A 17783-nucleotide genomic window follows, 5' to 3' on the forward strand; every position below is an offset into this window, starting at 1 on the left:
CGACGATCGCGGAGGCGGCAGGTGCGATGCCCACGGGAGAGGTGATCGTGGCTGGTCCTGCGCCCGCCGTGGGCCATTCGACCGCCGTGGCGCATGCGCGGTCCGTGGGGGCGGTGGTGGTTCGGCTCGCGGCGGAGTCCGGCACAGCGGCCGGCTGGTCCGCCGGTGAGCGGCGGGAGGTTCTCGAGCAGCTCGATCGGGCGATCGACGGGCTGGCCGCCGTCCGTGCCGCGGTGCTGGTGGCCGAGCGGCAGTCGGAGTCGTGGCGGGGGTCCGGGGACCGGTCGTTCGAGGCCTGGCGCGGACGGACGTCGCGCGCCGGTCAGCGGTCGGCGCAGGCGCAGGTGCGTCAGGCCGAGCAGCTCGACGCGGTACCCGCGGTGGTCGCGGCGGTCACCGCCGGGCGCATCAGCCTCGAGCACGCGACCACGATCGCCAAGGTGGCCGGCGCGGGCACCCCGGCCCAGCGGGACGCCACCCGTTCCCCGGCCGGTCAGGCGCACCTCCTGGAGCTGGCCGAGCACCTCGATGCCGGCACGTTCGCGACCACCGCCGCGCGCTGGGCCGCCACTGTCGACCCCGCCGGCCTGGAACGCGACCACCAGGCCCAGCGCGCCGAGCGGTACCTGCACGTGACCCACACCCCGCACGGCACCCTCGTCAAGGGCCGGCTCGACTCGATGGCCGGGCACCGGCTGACGCTTGCCCTGGAGGCCGTCACCGCCCGACCCGCCGCGGACGACGACCGCGACCCCGGGCAGCGCCGCGCCGACGCTCTCGACACCGTCGCCGAGCGCATCCTCACGCTCAAGGACAGCAAGCCGGGCGCGCACGTCCCGCCGCACGTCTCCCTGATCCTGACCGAGACCACCTGGCTCGCCGCACGCGCGGAGCGCGACCGTCGACGACGCGCTCTCGGGTCGGGCGACGCTCCCGCGGAAGACGCCGGCGTTTCCGGACGCCACGACGGCCACCCGAGCAGTCGCGACTCCTCGAGCTACCTGCCGGCGACCCTGGAGGACGGAGCTCCCGTGCCGGTGAGCGAGCTGGCCGCCGCGCTGTGCGACTGCGAGCTCACTCGCATCGTCATCGACGCCGCCGGCGCTCCCCTCGACCTCGGCCGGAGCGAGCGGGTCTTCACCGGGATCCAGCGCCGCGCCGTGATCGCCCGGGACCGTGAGTGCGCCTGGCCCCAGTGCGGCGCCCACGCCCGTTGGTGCCAGGTCCACCACATCACGTGGTGGGACCGCGACGACGGACCCACCTCCGTCGACAACGGTGTGCTCCTGTGCAGCTTCCATCACCACGAGGTCCACCGTCGCGACCTGACCATCACCCGTCGCGGCGCGCAGGCGACCATGGGGCGGACGGCATCCACGCGCGACCACGGCACCATGGCGCGGGTCCACTACGAGTTCCACGACTCCGCCGGCCGCCGCCTCGCTGCCCCGCCGCGACGTGACGGCGAGCCGCCCCCCGTCGGCGACGCGTCACGCGGCAGCCCGCCGCCAGGCGTCGGCGAGCTGGACTTCACACCGATCACCGACCCTGTCACGGGGATGACCGTGCCCACGTTCCTCGTCGCGAGCGCATGAGGAAGGCAGGGCGTACCGGTTCGTCGGACTCGACGCTGCTCTTTCGTCGGGCCAGACGGCATGAGGCGACACCACCCGCGTGGGGCCAGTCAGCGCGCGAGCCACGCCAGCGCGGCGACGACCAGCGCCTGCGTGCCGGTGTCCAGCGTGGGCTGGAGCACGGGCGCGAAGGCGGCGGAGTGGTTGACCGGGATGTCCTGCGCGACCCGGCCCGCCTGCTCTGCGCGGAGGTACGACTCGGGGTCCACACCGCCGATGCCCCAGTACGTGTACGGGACACCCAAGGCGGTCGGGAGGTCGCTGAAGTCCTCGCTCGCCGACTGCCGCGGGAGGCTGACGGCACGCTCCGCGAACGAGGCGGTGAACGCCGCGGCCACCGTGGCGGTCGTCGCCGGGTCGTTGTCGGTCAGCGGGAACCGGTCGAACAGCTCGAGCTCGGGGTCGCGGGGCGATCCGGACGCCTGGCACTCCGCCGTGACGATGCGCCGAATCGCGTCCAGCATCGTCGTGCGGGTGGCGTCGTCGTAGGTGCGCAGGTTGAGCAGCAGCTGTGCGGAGTCCGGGATCACGTTGCTCTTGGTCCCGGCCTGGATGCTGCCGACCGTCAGCACCGCGGTCTCGGTGGGCGGGACCTCGCGCGCGACGACGGTCTGCAGGCGGACGACGATCATCGCCGCGAGCACCACCGGGTCGACCGCCGCGTGCGGCATCGACCCGTGCGCGCCGCGGCCGTGCACCGTGATGCGCACGCTGTCCGCTGCGGAGAGGACCGGGCCCGCGCGGGTGCCGACCAGGCCGGCCGGGAACGCCAGCACGTGCTGGGCCAGCGCGACGTCGACGCCGGCGACCAACCCGGCGAGGCCGTCGTCGACCATGCCGCGAGCGCCGTCGCCGGTCTCCTCGGCCGGCTGGAACAGGGCGACCACCGTCCCCCTCCAGGCGTCGGGACGACCGGCGAGCAGCTGGACCGCCCCCACCAGGCAGGCGACGTGCACGTCGTGGCCGCACGCGTGCATCACGGGCACCTCGACGCCGTCGAGGTCCGTCGCGGCGTCGGTGCTGGCGTAGGGCAGGCCGGTCGCCTCCCGGACCGGCAGCGCGTCCATGTCGGCCCGGAGCAGCACCGTGGGCCCGTCGCCGTTCCGCAGCACGCCGACGACGCCGGTCCCCCCGACCCCGGTGTGGACCTCGAGCCCGGCCTGCTCGAGCTGCCCGACGACCGCCGCCGCGGTGCGGTGCTCCTGATGGGACAGCTCGGGGTGCTGGTGGAGGTTGCGGTACAGGTCCTCCTGCGCCGCGCGGATGCGGTCGAGCCCGGCGAGCACGGCTGAAGCGACGGCAGACGTGGCCACGGTGGCTCCTCACGGTCGGGTGGGATCGGGTGGGATCGGGTGAGGTCGGGCGTTCGGCGCCCGCTGCCAGTGTGCCGTCGCGGGGTCTCGGCGGCAGGTCCGGTCGCCCGTCGTCGCCGGCTATCGCGCCGGCCGCACCATGGCCGTCTCGTCGGGCGCAGCGAACCCGAACGCCTCGTACAGGCCGTGCGCGTCCTGCGTGAAGAGGATCCAGCGGAAGTGGGCGCCGGGGCCGTCGTCGACCATGGTCGCCACCAGCAGCTTCGCGAGACCCTGGCCGCGGTGCTCCGCGCGCACGTAGACGTCGGCGAGGTAGGCGACGGCGACGCCTCGGTCGAGAGGAAGGCCCAGACGGCGTCGAGGTCGAGGCGGGTCGGGTCGTCGTCGAGCTCGTAGTCCGTGCGGTCCATGGGGTCCATGGGGTCCATGGGGACATCCTCGTGGTGCGAGGAGGGTTCGAGCGTGCTGCACACGGTCGTGTCAGACCCTCGACCTACCCTCGTCCCATGTTCCTGCTGAGCGACGGCACGCTGGTCTACAGCGCCTCGGACCTGGCCAACGCGGCCGCATGCGAGTTCGCCGTCCTGCGCTCGCTCGACGCGAAGCTCGGCCGGATCGACCCGATCGAGCTCCCGGCCGACGCGATGCTCGACCGGGCGGCGCGGCTCGGCGATGCGCACGAGCTCCGCGTCCTCGACGAGTACCGGGCGCGATTCGGGCCGTGGGACGCCGCGCGCGGCACGGGGGTGGTCGAGATCGAGCGTCCGGACCGCGAGCGCCTGACCGACGCGACGGCGCTCCAGGGCAAGCACGACGAGACGATGACGGCCCTGCGGACCGGTGCCGACGTCGTCTTCCAGGCGGGGTTCTTCGACGGACGCTTCGGCGGCTGGGCCGACTTCCTCGTGCGCGAGCGAGGTGCCGGGTCGACGGCGAGCGGCCCGGTCTACGCCGTCCACGACACCAAGCTCGCCCGGCACGCGAAGATCACCGCGATGCTGCAGCTCGCGGCGTACGGCGACCAGCTCCTCGCCGGCGGTATCACCCCGGCCGAGCACGTCCACCTCGTCCTCGGCGACCGCACGATCACGACGCACCGGCTCGCCGACCTCCTGCCCGTGTACCGCGACCGCCGCGCCCGGCTCCAGGCGATGCTCGACTCGCACCAGGCCGGCCCGGACCCCGTGGCGTGGGGCGACCCCGGGGTCCGCGCCTGCGGTCGCTGCGAGATCTGCGCCCCGGAGGTGGAGCGCACCCGCGACGTCCTGCTGGTCGCCGGCATGCGCACCACCCAGCGCGCCCGCCTGCACGACGCCGGGATCACCACCATCGAGCGCCTCGCCGCGAGCGAGGGTCCGGTCGAGGGGATCGGCGCCGTCACCCTCGAGAAGCTGCGTGCGCAGGCCCGGCTGCAGGTCAGGCAGGCGCCGGACGAGGTGCTGCACGAGCTGTTCGCGCCCGAGGTCGTGCGGTCGCTCCCCGCGCCGGACGCTGGCGACCTCTTCTTCGACTTCGAGGGCGACCCGCTCTGGATGGAGGAGGGGTCCACCGACTGGGGCCTGGAGTACCTGTTCGGCGTGGTCGAGGCGCCGGCGGCTTCCGGCGCGGAGCCGGTGTTCCGGCCCTTCTGGGCGCACGACCGCGCCCAGGAGAAGCAGGCGCTGATCGACTTCCTCGAGTACGTGGCCGAGCGGCGGGCCCGCTACCCCGACCTGCACATCTACCACTACGCGCCCTACGAGAAGACGGCCCTCCTGCGGCTCGCGGGACGGCACGGCGTCGGTGAGGACGTGATCGACGACCTCCTGCGCAGCGGCGTGCTGGTCGACCTGTACGCGACGGTCCGCGCGAGCCTGCGGGTCGGGCAGGGGTCGTACTCGCTCAAGAAGCTCGAGCCGCTCTACATGACCAGAGGACGCGAGGGTGACGTCACGACGGCCGGCGACTCGATCGTGGAGTACGCCGACGCCTGCGTCCTGCGTGACGCGGGTGACGTCGAGGCGTTCGACGCCCGCATGGTGAAGATCGCCGAGTACAACCGGTACGACTGCCTCTCGACCCTCGGCCTGCGCGACTGGCTCCTCGCCCAGGCTGCGCTGGTCGATGTCCTGCCGTCCCGTCCCGCGACCCGCGTCCCGCCCGCCGCCGGCGACGACGACGAGGGGATCGGCTCGGACGCGCCCGAGGAGGACGAGCTCGCGGCGGCGCTGCTCGCCATCGCGGGCGAAGGGTCGGTCGCGCGCGAAAGGTCGGTCGCGGACGAAGGGTCGGTCGCGGGCGAAGGGTCGGTCGCGACGCGCGGCCCGGAGCGACAGGCGGTCGCGATGCTGGCCGCGTCGCTGGGCTACCACTGGCGCGAGGCGAAGCCGTTCTGGTGGGCGCACTACCAGCGACTCGTGTTCCCGCCCGCCGAGTGGACCGAGCCGCGCGGGACGCTGGTCGCGGACCACGTCGAGGTGCTGCAGGACTGGACCGTGCGAGCGCCGCGGCAGAACCCACGGCGACGGGTCCGGATCACCGGCCAGCTCGAGCCGGGCAGCGACCTGCGGGTCGGCGCCGAGGCCGTGACCCTCTACGACCACCCCGTCCCGGACTGCGCGAGGACCTCGACCGAGGGGGTCCGCGGCTGGCTCGTCGGCGCGGTGGTCGTCGAGGTGACCGCAATCACCGAGGGCGGCAGGGAGCTCGACGTGCTCGTCGTCGACGAGAAGCTGCCGACGGACGCGGTTCCGTACGCCGAGCTGCCGATGGCGCTCGGTCCCGCTGCGCCGCCGCCGACCGGCACGATCCAGCGGGCGATCCGCGACCTCGCCACGGAGGTCGCCGGGAAGCTGGAGGGCGCCGACGAGCTCGTGCTTCCCGGCCAGCCCGCGCTCGACGTCCTGCAGCGCATCGCGCCGCGCACGCGGAGCGGCGCGGGGCTGCCACCGGTCGTGGACGGCGGCTACGTCGACGCGATCACGGCGGCGGTCCGCGACCTCGACCACTCCTACCTCGCGGTCCAGGGACCGCCCGGGACCGGGAAGACGTACACGGGCGCCCGGGTGATCGCGTCGCTGGTCGAGCGCGGGTGGCGCGTCGGCGTCGTCGCGCAGTCGCACGCCGTGGTCGAGAACATGCTGGCCGAGGTGGCGCGAGCCGGCGTCCCGGCCGAGCGCATCGGGAAGAAGCCGGCGCCCTCGGCGCCCCGGGGTCCGGCAGCGCGCGGTCCGGCAGCGCGCGGTTCGGCAGCGCGCGGTTCGGCGCCGCGCGGTCCGGCGGCGGTGCCGTGGCGGGCGCTCAAGGACTCCACGGCCTTCGCCGCGTTCTACGCCGCCCATCCTGACGGCGCCGTGGTGGGCGGGACGGCGTGGGACTTCGCGAACGCCGCACGTCTCCCTGCCGACGGACTGGATCTTCTCGTCATCGACGAGGCCGGCCAGTTCTGCCTCGCCAACACGGTCGCCGTCTCCGGGGCCGCGCGGAACCTGCTGCTCCTCGGCGACCCTCAGCAGCTCCCGCAGGTGAGCCAGGGCCGGCATCCCGAGCCGGTCGACCGCTCGGCGCTCGGGTGGCTCACCGACGGGCACGAGACCCTGCCCGAGACGCTCGGGTACTTCCTCGCCTCGACCTGGCGGATGCACCCCGCTCTGACGGCGGCGGTGTCGCGGCTGTCGTACGAGAACCGGCTGACCAGCGTGCCGTCGACGGCAGCCCGCTCGCTCGAAGGCGTCGAGCCCGGCGTCCGCACGGTGCTCGTCGAGCACACGGGGAACGCCGTGGCCTCCGTCGAGGAGGCGGCGGAGGTGGTCCGGCAGGTGCGGGCCGTCGTCGGGCGACGCTGGCACGACCCGGCACACGTCGTCGACGGTCGGCCCGAGGACCGCCCGCTCGCGGCCGACGACGTCGTCGTCGTGGCGGCCTACAACGCGCAGGTGTTTCGCGTGCGCCAGGCGCTCGAGGGCGCCGGGCTGGGCGGCGTGCGCGTCGGCACGGTCGACAAGTTCCAGGGGCAGCAGGCTCCCGTCGTCATCCTGACGACGGCCGCGTCGTCGGCCGACGACGTGCCGCGCGGCATGGAGTTCCTGCTGTCGCGCAACCGGGTCAACGTCGCGGTCTCGCGTGGGAAGTGGTGCGCGATCATCGTGCGCTCGGCGACCCTGACCGACTACCTGCCGACCAAGCCCGAGGGCCTCGAGGAGCTCGGCGCCTTCCTCGGGCTCAGCCGCGGGCGGCACACTGGACGCTAGGAGGCGCCGGCACCATGACGAAGCTCGACCTCAAGACGCTGGACTCGTACCGGGCCAAGGCCGGCGAGCTCCGGATCCTCGAGGTGCCACCGCTCCAGTACCTGATGCTCGACGGCCACGGCGACCCGAACACCGCCCCGGAGTACGCCGACGCGCTGGGCGCGCTGTACCCGATGGCCTACGGGCTGAAGTTCGCGAGCAAGAACGAGCTCGGACGCGACTACGTGGTGCCGCCGCTCGAGGGTCTGTGGTGGGCCGACGACATGAGCGCGTTCACCACCGCGCGCGACAAGTCGGCGTGGAGCTGGACCTTGCTGCTCCTCGTCCCCGAGTGGATCTCCGCCGAGACGGTCGAGGTGGTCAGGGAGGCGGCTCGGGCCAAGCCTGCCGTCAGCACCACGGCGCTCGAGAGGGTACGGCTCGAGACCCTCGACGAGGGGCTGTGCGTCCAGACGCTCCACGTCGGGTCGTTCGAGGCCGAGGGACCTGTGCTCGACGACCTGCACCACCGCTTCATCCCCGAGCACGGGCTCGTCCTGACCGGGAAGCACCACGAGATCTACCTCAGCGACGTCCGCAAGGTCGCCCCCGAGAAGCTCCGGACGATCCTGCGTCAACCGGTCGAGCGCGCGGCGGGCTCGAGCTAGACCTCCTCGACCCAGAGGTAGACGTTCTTCCCGTCGCGCGTGGCGGTCGTGACGAGCTCCACGAGGTCGCTGAGCACCGGCTGGGCCGTGGCAGCCGACATGGTCACGTCCTCGACGTCGGCCCACTCGGCGGCGACCTCGGCGAGCGCGTCCGGGTCCTCGGCCTTGCCGAGCTCGACGAGCACCTCGCACAGGTAGGGCGGCAGCTCGAACAGCAGCTCGTGGTCGAGGTCGACCTCCTCGAGCTCCAGGTCGCCGGTGCCGAACCGCAGCGTCCGGGCGGCGATCGCCCCGAGCGCCTCGAGGTCCATGGGGCCCACGTCGCTCAGCTCGAGCCGCGCGACGTCGTCGGGCACGTCGGCACCCGACTCGAGAGCGTCGGCGCGCTCGAGCGCGCCCTTGTGGTTGGTCGCGAAGACCTCGGACAGGACGGCCATGTCTGACTCCTCAGTGCCCGGGCGGGCCGGGCGACGGGACGGCGGTCGAGGAGAGCCGGTCGGCTTCGCGGCGCAGCCTAACCCCATCCCGGCGGCGTCCGCGGTCCGAGGCACCCCCGGGGTCGCCGCGCCCGGCGGGTGGAAGAAGCGGGTGGAAAAGCGGGCGCAGATGAGTTCGTGTCGGTGGCACGGTCTGTACTGGTCGAGCGATCCGTCGGGGGTCGCGGAGGGGATGGACCCGTGATCCACGCGCGAGGTCTGGTGCAGACGTTCACGACGCGACAAGGCAGGGAGAAGTCCGAGGTCAGGGCGGTCGACGGGGTCGATCTCGACGTGGCCGAGGGCGAGGTCGTCGGCTTCGTGGGGCCCAACGGCGCGGGCAAGACGACGACGCTGCGCATGCTCACGACGCTGCTCCGGCCGACCAGCGGCTCGGCGAGGGTCGCCGGCTACGACGTGGTCACGCACTCCGTCGACGTCCGACGCCGCATCGGGTACGTCTCGCAGGCGGGCGGCGCCTTCAGCCAGGCGCGCGCGGGCGACGAGGTCGTGGACCACGGCATGCTCTACGGGCTCAGCCGCAAGGTCGTCGAGGAGCGTGGCAAGCACCTGTTCGAGCAGATGCAGCTCGACGGGCTGTGGACGCGCATGCCGAAGACCATGTCGGGCGGGCAGAAGCGGCGCCTCGACATCGTCATGGGCCTCATCCACGAGCCGACCCTGATGTTCCTCGACGAGCCGACCACGGGCCTCGACCCGCAGGCCCGCGCCAACCTCTGGGAGCACATCCGCGGCCTCCGCGACCGGCTCGGCACCACGGTCTTCCTCACGACGCACTACCTCGACGAGGCGGACACGCTCTCCGACCGGATCGTCATCATCGACCAGGGCCGGATCGTCGCGTCGGACACCTCGGAGAACCTCAAGACGCAGGTCGCGGGCGACCTGGTCGACCTCGAGCTCTCGGACGCCGCCCACGTGCACGACACCGCGCGCCGGCTCGAGGCCATCACGGAGGGGCGCGACAGCCAGGTCACCATCGAGGGCACGCACGTGCGCGGACGCGTGCCCCGGGCCGGCCGCGCGGTGCCCGGGCTGCTCCGCGACCTCGACCGCGCGGGCCTCACGCTCGACTCGGTCGAGATCCACCGCCCGACCCTCGACGACGTCTTCCTCACCCTCACCGGCCGCTCGCTCCGCGACGCCGAGACGACGGCCCGCACCGGCGACGGGACCGACGCGCCCCTCCCGACCGCGGCCGACGCGGCGGGATCGGGCCTCACGCCCGGCGTGCCGCCCGCCTCCGCCGCCGACGCACCGCAAGGAGCCCTGCGATGACCTTCGTCCGTGAGTCCTGGATCGTGTTCCGCCGGCAGCTGCGCATGAACCTCCGCAACCCGGCGTGGGTGATCATCGGCATGCTGCAGCCGGTGCTGTACCTGCTCCTCTTCGGCCCGCTGCTCGAGCCGCTGATCAGCCAGTTCGGCGCGACCAACGCCTACACGTTCTTCGTGCCCGGCATGCTCGTGCAGCTCGGCATCTTCGGTGCGTTCTTCGCCGGCTTCTCGCTGATCGGCGAGTGGCGCGAGGGCGTGATCGAGGCCGAGCGCGTCACCCCCGCGAGCCGCACCGCGCTGCTGGTGGGCCGGCTCGTCCGCGACGAGCTCCAGCTGCTCGTGCAGGCGCTGATCCTCGTGGGGCTCGGCTACCTGCTCGGCATGCGGGCCTCGGTGCCCGGCCTGGTGCTCGGCACGGCGCTGACCCTGCTCGTCGGCGGCGCGTGCGCGGCAGCATCCAACGCCCTTGCGCTGACGACCAAGAGCGAGGACGTCATGGCGCCGGTCATCAACATGGTGATGATGCCGGTGCTGCTGCTCTCCGGGATCCTCCTGCCGATGACCATCGGGCCGAAGTGGCTGCAGACCGCGAGCGACTTCATGCCGTTCCGCCACGTGGTCGACGGCGTCCGCAGCTCCTTCGCCGGAGACTTCGCCGCGAACGGGCTGCTGTGGGGCGGCATCTGGGCGCTGGTGATGTTCGCGCTCGCGATCTGGTGGGGCACGGCGACGTTCCGACGCGAGAACGCCTGACTCGTCCGAGCCGGGAGGCGTCGCGCCACCTGCCACGGGATCATCGGGCCATGACGCGAGGGCACGTCTTCGTCGTTCGGGGCCGGCTCGAGGAGATCGGGTGGGACGTGGCTGTCGTCCCGACCGATGCGTCGTTCACCGTCGAGAGGCACTGGTGGGCGCTGTGGGGCGGCGGTGACCCGGCCGGGGTCAGGCCGCCGGACTGGGGCCGCCAGGGAGCGGCTCCGGCGGTCGGACGGGACGACGTCTGGTTCCTCGACGTGGTCGAGGGTGACGTGCCCGACGTCGGACGCAGCCTCGGCCGGCTCCTGCGCGCGATCGACAGCGCGAAGCCTGAGCCGCGCAACCGGCGCGTCCGTCCGCTCATCGCGATGCCGGTGCTCGGGAGCGCGGGTGGCGGGTTCAACCACGTCCGGGGGCAGTTGCTCGAAGAGATCCTCGACGTCACCGACCACGCGGTCGACCACCTGGGGATCGACGTCGCGATCGTCGCGCTCAACGCGTCGGCCTTCGCGGCGCTCCAGGCGATGCGTCGCACCCGTGGCTTCCGCGGGCTCGACGACGAGCGGCTCGCGGTCGCGCGCCAGCTCGGCGGTGTCGCGCGCGCCGGTGAGCTCGCGCTCTTCCTCGGGGCCGGCGTCAGCATGAGCGCCGGCCTGCCGTCGTGGGGCGAGCTGATCCGCCGCCTCGCGCCCGACGACACCCCGCTCGACGACCTCGGGCTGCTCGACCAGGCCGAGCTGTTGCGGCGCCGGTGGGAGTCGCGTGAGGGACGGCTAGGCGAGGAGGTCGTCGACGTCATGGACGCCGGCGAGCCGCCCGCTCTCGCGCACGCCCTCCTGGCCGGCCTCGACACGCGCGAGATCATCACCACCAACTTCGACGACCTCTTCGAGCGCGCGGTCAGGAGCGTCAGCGGGGACGACGACGCGATCGCCGTCCTGCCCTGGATGCGACCGCGGGCAGATCGCCCGTGGATCCTCAAGATGCACGGCGACGTGCGCCGGCCGCAGTCGATCGTCCTGTCGCGACGGGACTTCGTGCGCTACGACGCGATGTGGCGACCGGTCGGCTCGGTCGTGCAGACGCTCATGCTGTCGCGCCACCTGCTGGTCGTCGGTGCCTCGCTCACCGACGACAACCTGCTCCGGCTCGCGCACGAGGTGATCGACTTCCGTCGCATGAACCAGCTCGACACCCCGATCGGCACGGTCCTGACCCTCGGCATCAAGGCCGCCCAGGCGGAGCTCTGGGAGGGCGAGCTCGACCACGTCTCCGTGAGCGACGTCGTCGTGCCGCCGCGAGGTGCGGACGGCCGGGACGCGGCGTCGGACCAGACGGTGCGCGACCTCGCGATCTTCCTCGACGCGCTCGGGATGTACGCGTCGTCGGACGTGTCCTACCTCCTCGACGCGCGGTACGCGGCGATGCTCGGCGGCGAAGACGCCCGGGAGGCGGCCGCCCTGGCGCGCGAGCTGCACCGCGCGGCCGACGCGTTGGACGACGGCGGCGCCGACGACCCGTGGGGCGCGCTCGCACGCGCCCTCAGGGCGTTCGGGGCCGACGTCGCGCAGTGAGCGGGCCGCGCGCGGGCCGTCACACGTCCGCGAGCGCGATCCCCGGGTTCGCCAACCGCTCCACGTCCACCACGCGCGCGCTGAGGATCAGCGCCTCGACCTCGCCGACCACGTCCCAGACGTTGACGTTCATCCCGGCCAGCACGCGGCCCTCGGCGAGCCAGAACGCCACCAGCTCGCGCTTGTCGAGATCACCGCGGATCACGAGGTGGTCGTACGCCCCTGGCTCGGCGTAGCCGACGTACTCCATGCCGAGGTCGTACTGGTCGCTGAAGAAGTACGGCAGGCGGTCGAAGACGGCGTCCTGCCCCAGCATGGTCCGCGCCGCGAGCGCTCCCTGGCGCCGGGCGTTCTCCCAGTGCTCGACCCGGATGTGCGTGCCGAGCCGGGGGTGGAACGCGTTCGCCACGTCGCCGGCCGCGAAGATCGCGGGGTCCGAGGTGCGCAGGTGGTCGTCGACCAGCACGCCGTCGTCCACGTCGAGCCCGGCCTCGACGGCGAGCGCGACCGACGGCGTGATGCCCACGCCCACGAGGACGAGGTCGGCCGGGATCACGGTCCCGTCGCCCAGCTCGACCCCGGTGACGGCGCCGCCGCCGTCGGCCCCTGTGCCGGTGATCCCCGCGACCTGGACGCCGAACCGCAGGTCCACGCCGTGCTCGCGGTGGAGGTCGGCGAACATCCGCGCCATCTCGGGGCCCAGCACCCGCAGCAACGGCAGCTCGGCGGCCTCCAGCACGGTGACCTCGAGACCGGCTGCGCGTGCGGCGGCGGCCGTCTCGAGGCCGATCCAGCCGGCGCCGACGATCACCACGCGCGGCCCACGGGTGAACGCGGCCTTGATCCGGTCGCTGTCCTCGAGCCGGCGCAGGTACATCACCCCGTAGTCCGTCGCGCCCGGGACGCTGAGGCGCCGGGGCTCGGACCCGGTCGCGAGGAGCAGGCGGTCGTAGGCGTGACGCACGCCGCCCTTGAGCACGACCTCCCCGGACTCCCGGTCGATCGCGACGACCTCGGCACGGAGCACGAGCTCCACCCGGTTCTCGTCGTACCACTGCGCCGGGTGCACGAACACCTCGTCCCGTGGGGAGGTCCCGAGCAGGTAGCCCTTCGAGAGCGGCGGCCGTTCGTACGGTCGCTCCGGCTCGGCGCCGATCAGCAGGATGCGCCCCTCGAACCCCTCCTCGCGCAGCCCTTGAGCGGCGAACGCCGCGGTCAGGCCGGCGCCGACGATGACGATCGTGCTCGTGTCGGCCATCGTGATCACTCCGTGGTCATCGGGATCGGGGTCCGGGTCAAGGTTGGATGAGGTCGCGCCGGATCCGGGCGCGCCGGATGAGGCCGCGCCGGATGAGGTCGCGGGCCGGGACCGGCGGCCCCGGGTCGGTCGACCAGGGCGAAGAACTCGGCCCGGGACCGCGCGTCGTCGCGCAGCAGGCCGTGGAGGGCCGACGTCGTGGTCGAGGCGCCGGTCACCCCGACGCCGCGCATCGACATGCACATGTGCTCGGCCTCGACCACCACACCCACCCCACGCGGGGCCAACGTCCCCTGCATCCAGTTCGCCACCTGCTGGGTCAACCGCTCCTGCACCTGCGGCCGCCGCGCGAACATCTCGACGACGCGGGCGAGCTTCGACAGCCCCAGGATGCGCTCCCCCGGCAGGTAGCCCACGTGCGCCACCCCGACGAACGGCAGCAGGTGGTGCTCGCACACCGACCGCACCGGCAGCGACCGCGCGAGCACCAGCTCGTCGTACCCCTCGTCGTTGGGGAACGTCGTCGGCTCGAACGGTCGCGGCGTCAGCATCTCCGCGTACGCCCGCGCCATCCGACCCGGCGTCGCGCGCCGGCTCTCCGAGTCCAGCGGGACCCCCAACGCCGCGAGGAACGCCGCCGCAGCCCGCTCCGCCGCACTGAGATCGACGACCGGCGAGCCGCCGCCCGCGGTGTCGACGCCCGTCCTTGCGGTGAGACCCTCGGTCAGCATCGTTGCCCTCGTTTCTAACGGATACTATGGTTGACGTTAGAACGCAATGCCTCGCAGGTCAAGGGTCGAGAGGAGCACCGTGGACGACTTCGTGTCCGCCGTCGCGGGGGTGGCCGCGCTCGCGGAGCCCGTCCGGCGCGAGCTCTACCTCTTCGTCGTCTCACAACCGGAGCCGGTCAGTCGCGACCAGGCGGCGGCGGGGACCGGCGTCGAGCGGCACACGGCCAAGTTCCACCTCGACCGGTTGGTGCGCGACGGTCTCCTGGAGACCGAGTCCCGCCGGCTCACCGGGCGGCAGGGCCCCGGCGCGGGTCGTCCGGCCAAGCTCTACCGGCGCGCCGCGCGCGAGATGTCCGTCTCGTTGCCGGACCGCCGCTACGAGCTCGCGGGGCGCCTGCTCGCCCGCGCCGTCGACGACTCGCGCCGGGAGGGAACCGACGTCCTCACCGCCCTCGACCGCGCAGCCGCCGACGCCGGCGCCTGGCTCGCCGGGGCGGCGCGGACGTCCCGCGGTGGCGCCACGGCCGCCGAGCCGGAGGCGACGCCGTCGGGCGCGGTGCCGACTCGCGAGCCTGCCACGTCGGGCACGGTGCCGGCCGACGAGGTGACGTCGTCCGGAACGAGTCCGCGCGACGAGGCGACACGATCCGGCGCGATGCCGACCGACGAGGTGGCGCCGGCCACGAGCCCGCTGGACCGCGCGTGCCGGGTCCTCGCGGACAACGGCTACGAACCGCGCCGCGACGCCGACACGGTGACGCTCGCGAACTGCCCGTTCCACGCGCTCGCGCGCGAGCACACGGAACTGGTGTGCGGTATGAACCTGTCGCTCCTCGGCGGGCTCGCGAGCTCCCTCGACCCCGGGCTCGAGGCCCGGCTCGAGCCGGCTCCCGGCCGCTGCTGCGTGGTGCTCACGCAGCGCTGAGGACCGTCGCGGATGCGAACCCCGCTCGTCGCCCCCACCATGACCGCATGGACCTGACTCCCCCCGACGACGCCCGCCCCGACGGCCCCGACCGCGAGCACCGCATCCCGCAGGAGGTCGACGACGCGACCGTCGTCGCGGTCGGCAAGCTCACCGCCGCGCTCGAGGTCACCGAGCACGCGCGCGGGATGCTGTACGCCTTCCACCGCCTCACCGGTCGGTCCGACAACGAGCTGCAGGAGGCGCTGGACCAGCTCGACGAGGCGGGACACCAGGATCTGGCGGAGGAGCTCCGGGCGGAGCTGGTGGGGCGCAACGTCATCCACGGGCGATGGACCTTCCAGATGGTCGAGGACTACGACGAGAACTACTGGCAGACCTTCCGCGACCTCGAGCGCAAGGTCCGCGAGCAGCTGCTCGGCGGGCGACGCCATGTCTACGAGGCCCAGCTGAAGGAGCTCAACCGCACCCCCGGACGCCTGGGGCACGAGGCGCGTCCACCGGAGCTGGGGTAGGGCGGGCGCGCGCCGCCGGACGCCGAGGGCCGGGGGCGGGCTCCCGTCCACATCCGCGGAGCACCCGGTCGGGACGTGTCGGTGGCGCGTGGCACGCTCGCCGTCGTGACCACCCGTCCGCCCCCACCGTGGCGCTCGCCCAGCCGCGGGAGCGCCCGCGCCCGATCCCGTGCCCGACGCCGGGTCGTCGCGTTCGCCGTCTACGTCGCCTCCGCGCTGACGGTCGTGCTCGGCGTCGGCCTGGCGCTCCCCAGCATCACCGCCGCGACGAGCGGCCCGCGCTACCCCGTCACCGCCGACGACGTCGCGACCGCCCGCGCGCAGCTCGCGGCGCTGGAGACCAAGGGTCGCGCACCCAGGACCGGGTACGAGCGCGAGCTGTTCGGGCAGGCCTGGTCCGACGTCGACCGGAACGGGTGCGACACCCGCAACGACGTGCTCGGTCGCGACCTCACGGCGATGACGTTCAAACCCGGCACGCGCGACTGCCTCGTGCTCTCCGGGACGCTCGCCGACCCCTACAGCGGCACGACCCTCACCTTCGAGCGCGGGCCGCAGACGAGCGCCCTCGTCCAGATCGACCACGTCGTCGCGCTGTCGGACGCGTGGCAGAAGGGCGCTCAGGCGTGGCCGCCGGACGTCCGCGAGCGGTTCGCGAACGACCCCGCCAATCTTCTCGCCGTCGACGGCCCGCTCAACCAGGCGAAGGGCGCAGGGGACGCGGCGACGTGGCTCCCGCCGCACAAGCCCTTCCGCTGCCGGTACGTGATCCGGCAGGTGCACGTGAAGGCGACCTACGGGTTGTGGGTCACGGGTGCCGAGCGCGACGCGATCGCCCGTGAGCTCGGGCGGTGCGAGGTGGTCCCCGATGCCGCAGCGGGCTGACGCAGGTGACGGTGTGGTGCCCACGGGGCTCCGGCGCCGGCGCCGCCGGTGCAGGGCGGCGGGTGACGCCCACAAGGTGACGCCGGCGGGCGGCGCGACCCCCGCTCAGCTGCCGCTGCCGGGCCGCTTCTCCACGACGAGGTCCGCACCGGCTGCCGAGAGCCGGATCGCGCCGTCACGCACGTCGGCGCCGGTCAGCGCGATGCCCTCGGGCAGTCCCTCGATCGGGATCGCGAGGTCGGTCAGCTGGTCCTCGAGCGCGCGCGGCAGGTCCGCGACGTCGATCGAGGCCGGACCGAGCGTGAGTCTGGTGACGTCGATGCGGATGCGGCCGTCCTGCGCGCGCGGGGCGAGGGCTGCGGTCAGGTCGACGCCGAGCACGGTCGTCCGAGCGAGCAGTCGATCACCCTCCGCAGCGAGGTCGACGTCCAGCTCGGCCTGCGTCGCGAGGAGCCGCTGCGCGGAGGCGACGGAGAGGGTGCCGGTGAGCGTGGCGTCGTCCACGGTGTACGACTGGTCGACGCCGATGCCCCGGGCGACGATGTCGACGTCGGTGAGCTCCACGCCATCGACCACGAGGCCGTCCGCCCGCGCGGTGACGCGGTCGAGGCGTCCGGCGAGCACCTGGGTCAGGAACGGGAACCCGTGGATCTGCACGTCCGGCTCACCGATGACTCCCTCGACGTACGCCTGCACCTCACGTGCCGCGGCGTCCTCGGCCATCCCGACCGCGACGCGGTCGGCGACGACGGCACCCCCGCCGACGACGACGAGGAGCGCCACCCCCACGACCACCCCCCGCGCACCCATGCCCGCCACTGTAGATCCCGGTCCCGGTCGCGCTCACGCTCCGACTCCCGCTCCACCCCCGCTCCGACTGGGGCTCACGGCTCACGGCTCACGGCTCACGGTACCCGGCTCCCACTCCCGGCTCTCGGCTCCCGCTCCCGACGCCCGGCTCCCGCTCCCGACGTGTCAGAACCCGGTGACCCCAGTGCCCCACGTCGTTCTGACAGCTCGATGGAGGGGCGTGCGGCTCGCGCCTCTGGCGGGCGTTCGAACCGCCGCCTAGCCTGGAAGGGAGGGACGGCAGCTGTCGAAGAGGACCTGAGCGATGAGCCGGATCGCGACCGGAGCGCGACGTGCGTGGAGACGACTGTGCCGCCGTCCCGACGTGGAGGTCGACCCGTTCGAGATCCTGCGGCTGCAGCTGCGGCTCGGGGCCATCGCCGACCAGGTCCGGGCGCTCGAGCGGGACGCCAACGTGTACGCACGGGCGCACCACCTCGAGGCCACGACGAACGCGTACGACGCGCTCCTCGCCGAGGCCTGCATGCTTGCCGGCGTCGACCGCGACCCGCACGCACGCGGCGACGCCGAACGCTTCCGGGAGGAGGTCGAGCTCACCGCGCGCGGCTGGTCCTGGTGAACGGCCCCAACACCCCACAACGTCCGCACTCCGTGGGCCTCCAGCCCCATCGAGCGCGGACGTAGCACGCCGGGGCACCGCAACGCGCCGAGCACCCGCGGGAGAGCCGGCCT

At 73.5% G+C, this 17783-nt stretch carries 16 protein-coding genes; 10 read left to right on the forward strand and 6 right to left on the reverse strand.

Annotated elements, in window-relative coordinates; all coding sequences use genetic code 11:
* Positions 1 to 26 precede the first annotated feature (26 nt).
* Positions 27 to 1595: an HNH endonuclease signature motif containing protein gene (locus HIR71_RS08580; protein ID WP_169324641.1), complete on the forward strand. Its 1569-nt coding sequence runs from the start codon at positions 27 to 29 to the stop codon at positions 1593 to 1595.
* A gap of 89 nt (positions 1596 to 1684) precedes the next feature.
* On the opposite strand, the gene HIR71_RS08585 is transcribed toward HIR71_RS08580, so the two are convergent.
* Both HIR71_RS08585 and HIR71_RS08590 read right to left on the reverse strand, forming a co-directional pair.
* The gene (locus HIR71_RS08585) at positions 1685 to 2947 is read right to left on the reverse strand and encodes an amidohydrolase (protein ID WP_311836186.1); all 1263 of its coding nucleotides are present in this window, start codon (positions 2945 to 2947) and stop codon (positions 1685 to 1687) included.
* 120 nt (positions 2948 to 3067) lie between these two features.
* On the reverse strand, positions 3068 to 3244 hold the full coding sequence (locus HIR71_RS08590) for a GNAT family N-acetyltransferase (RefSeq protein WP_311836187.1): 177 nt from the start codon (positions 3242 to 3244) through the stop codon (positions 3068 to 3070).
* Between the two features lie 209 nt (positions 3245 to 3453).
* Here HIR71_RS08590 and HIR71_RS08595 point away from each other — a divergent pair, with 209 nt between their 5' ends.
* The gene (locus tag HIR71_RS08595) at positions 3454 to 7176 is read left to right on the forward strand and encodes a TM0106 family RecB-like putative nuclease (RefSeq protein WP_169324642.1); all 3723 of its coding nucleotides are present in this window, start codon (positions 3454 to 3456) and stop codon (positions 7174 to 7176) included.
* Positions 7177 to 7190: 14 nt separating this feature from the next.
* Positions 7191 to 7823, forward strand: a complete 633-nt coding sequence (locus HIR71_RS08600; protein WP_169324643.1) for a GyrI-like domain-containing protein — start codon at positions 7191 to 7193, stop codon at positions 7821 to 7823.
* Here HIR71_RS08600 and HIR71_RS08605 read toward each other — a convergent pair.
* Positions 7820 to 8260, reverse strand: a complete 441-nt coding sequence (locus HIR71_RS08605; RefSeq protein WP_169324644.1) for a hypothetical protein — start codon at positions 8258 to 8260, stop codon at positions 7820 to 7822. The genes HIR71_RS08600 and HIR71_RS08605 overlap by 4 nt on opposite strands.
* 240 nt (positions 8261 to 8500) lie before the next feature.
* Here HIR71_RS08605 and HIR71_RS08610 point away from each other — a divergent pair, with 240 nt between their 5' ends.
* From HIR71_RS08610 to HIR71_RS08620, 3 genes are read left to right on the forward strand one after another with little or no spacing between them, the layout of a single operon-like run.
* A complete protein-coding gene (locus HIR71_RS08610) occupies positions 8501 to 9598 on the forward strand; it encodes an ATP-binding cassette domain-containing protein (protein WP_169324645.1) in 1098 nt (365 codons plus the stop codon).
* On the forward strand, positions 9595 to 10350 hold the full coding sequence (locus HIR71_RS08615; protein WP_169324646.1) for an ABC transporter permease: 756 nt from the start codon (positions 9595 to 9597) through the stop codon (positions 10348 to 10350). The genes HIR71_RS08610 and HIR71_RS08615 overlap by 4 nt, the downstream gene beginning before the upstream one ends.
* A 50-nt stretch (positions 10351 to 10400) precedes the next feature.
* Positions 10401 to 11927, forward strand: a complete 1527-nt coding sequence (locus tag HIR71_RS08620) for an SIR2 family protein (RefSeq protein ID WP_169324647.1) — start codon at positions 10401 to 10403, stop codon at positions 11925 to 11927.
* Between the two features lie 19 nt (positions 11928 to 11946).
* On the opposite strand, the gene HIR71_RS08625 is transcribed toward HIR71_RS08620, so the two are convergent.
* Both HIR71_RS08625 and folE read right to left on the reverse strand, forming a co-directional pair.
* Positions 11947 to 13185 (reverse strand): NAD(P)/FAD-dependent oxidoreductase, encoded by a 1239-nt coding sequence (locus HIR71_RS08625; RefSeq protein ID WP_169324648.1) that lies wholly within the window; start codon positions 13183 to 13185, stop codon positions 11947 to 11949.
* A 5-nt stretch (positions 13186 to 13190) separates the two neighbouring features.
* Positions 13191 to 13916, reverse strand: a complete 726-nt coding sequence (gene folE / locus HIR71_RS08630) for a GTP cyclohydrolase I FolE (RefSeq protein ID WP_169324649.1) — start codon at positions 13914 to 13916, stop codon at positions 13191 to 13193.
* 79 nt (positions 13917 to 13995) lie between these two features.
* On the opposite strand from folE, the gene HIR71_RS16430 reads away from it, so the two are divergent.
* The 3 genes from HIR71_RS16430 (at position 13996) to HIR71_RS08645 (ending at position 16241) form a co-directional block, all read left to right on the forward strand.
* On the forward strand, positions 13996 to 14841 hold the full coding sequence (locus HIR71_RS16430; protein WP_211373958.1) for a helix-turn-helix transcriptional regulator: 846 nt from the start codon (positions 13996 to 13998) through the stop codon (positions 14839 to 14841).
* Between the two features lie 47 nt (positions 14842 to 14888).
* Positions 14889 to 15356, forward strand: coding sequence for a hypothetical protein (locus HIR71_RS08640; RefSeq protein ID WP_169324650.1), 468 nt, complete (start codon positions 14889 to 14891; stop codon positions 15354 to 15356).
* 105 nt (positions 15357 to 15461) lie between these two features.
* The gene (locus HIR71_RS08645) at positions 15462 to 16241 is read left to right on the forward strand and encodes an HNH endonuclease family protein (protein WP_169324651.1); all 780 of its coding nucleotides are present in this window, start codon (positions 15462 to 15464) and stop codon (positions 16239 to 16241) included.
* Between the two features lie 105 nt (positions 16242 to 16346).
* Here HIR71_RS08645 and HIR71_RS08650 read toward each other — a convergent pair whose 3' ends face one another.
* Entirely contained in the window at positions 16347 to 17051 is a 705-nt protein-coding gene (locus tag HIR71_RS08650) for an LmeA family phospholipid-binding protein (protein WP_169324652.1), read from the reverse strand.
* Between the two features lie 304 nt (positions 17052 to 17355).
* On the opposite strand from HIR71_RS08650, the gene HIR71_RS08655 reads away from it, so the two are divergent.
* Positions 17356 to 17670 (forward strand): hypothetical protein, encoded by a 315-nt coding sequence (locus HIR71_RS08655; RefSeq protein WP_249051698.1) that lies wholly within the window; start codon positions 17356 to 17358, stop codon positions 17668 to 17670.
* Positions 17671 to 17783 lie beyond the last annotated feature (113 nt).

Origin of the sequence: Cellulomonas fimi, assembly GCF_012952065.1 — a bacterium.
GTDB lineage: Bacteria > Actinomycetota > Actinomycetes > Actinomycetales > Cellulomonadaceae > Pengzhenrongella > Pengzhenrongella fimi_A.

Bases quoted from the DNA above. Each gene is read 5' to 3' on its own strand.
- folE (WP_169324649.1), bottom strand. From the start codon at position 13,916: ATGCTGACCGAGGGTCTCACCGCAAGGACGGGCGTCGACACCGCGGGC.
- HIR71_RS08595 (WP_169324642.1), top strand. From the start codon at position 3,454: ATGTTCCTGCTGAGCGACGGCACGCTGGTCTACAGCGCCTCGGACCTG.
- HIR71_RS08655 (WP_249051698.1), top strand. From the start codon at position 17,356: ATGAGCCGGATCGCGACCGGAGCGCGACGTGCGTGGAGACGACTGTGC.
- HIR71_RS08650 (WP_169324652.1), bottom strand. From the start codon at position 17,051: ATGGGTGCGCGGGGGGTGGTCGTGGGGGTGGCGCTCCTCGTCGTCGTC.
- HIR71_RS08625 (WP_169324648.1), bottom strand. From the start codon at position 13,185: ATGGCCGACACGAGCACGATCGTCATCGTCGGCGCCGGCCTGACCGCG.
- HIR71_RS08600 (WP_169324643.1), top strand. From the start codon at position 7,191: ATGACGAAGCTCGACCTCAAGACGCTGGACTCGTACCGGGCCAAGGCC.
- HIR71_RS08605 (WP_169324644.1), bottom strand. From the start codon at position 8,260: ATGGCCGTCCTGTCCGAGGTCTTCGCGACCAACCACAAGGGCGCGCTC.
- HIR71_RS08580 (WP_169324641.1), top strand. From the start codon at position 27: ATGCCCACGGGAGAGGTGATCGTGGCTGGTCCTGCGCCCGCCGTGGGC.
- HIR71_RS08615 (WP_169324646.1), top strand. From the start codon at position 9,595: ATGACCTTCGTCCGTGAGTCCTGGATCGTGTTCCGCCGGCAGCTGCGC.
- HIR71_RS08640 (WP_169324650.1), top strand. From the start codon at position 14,889: ATGGACCTGACTCCCCCCGACGACGCCCGCCCCGACGGCCCCGACCGC.
- HIR71_RS08620 (WP_169324647.1), top strand. From the start codon at position 10,401: ATGACGCGAGGGCACGTCTTCGTCGTTCGGGGCCGGCTCGAGGAGATC.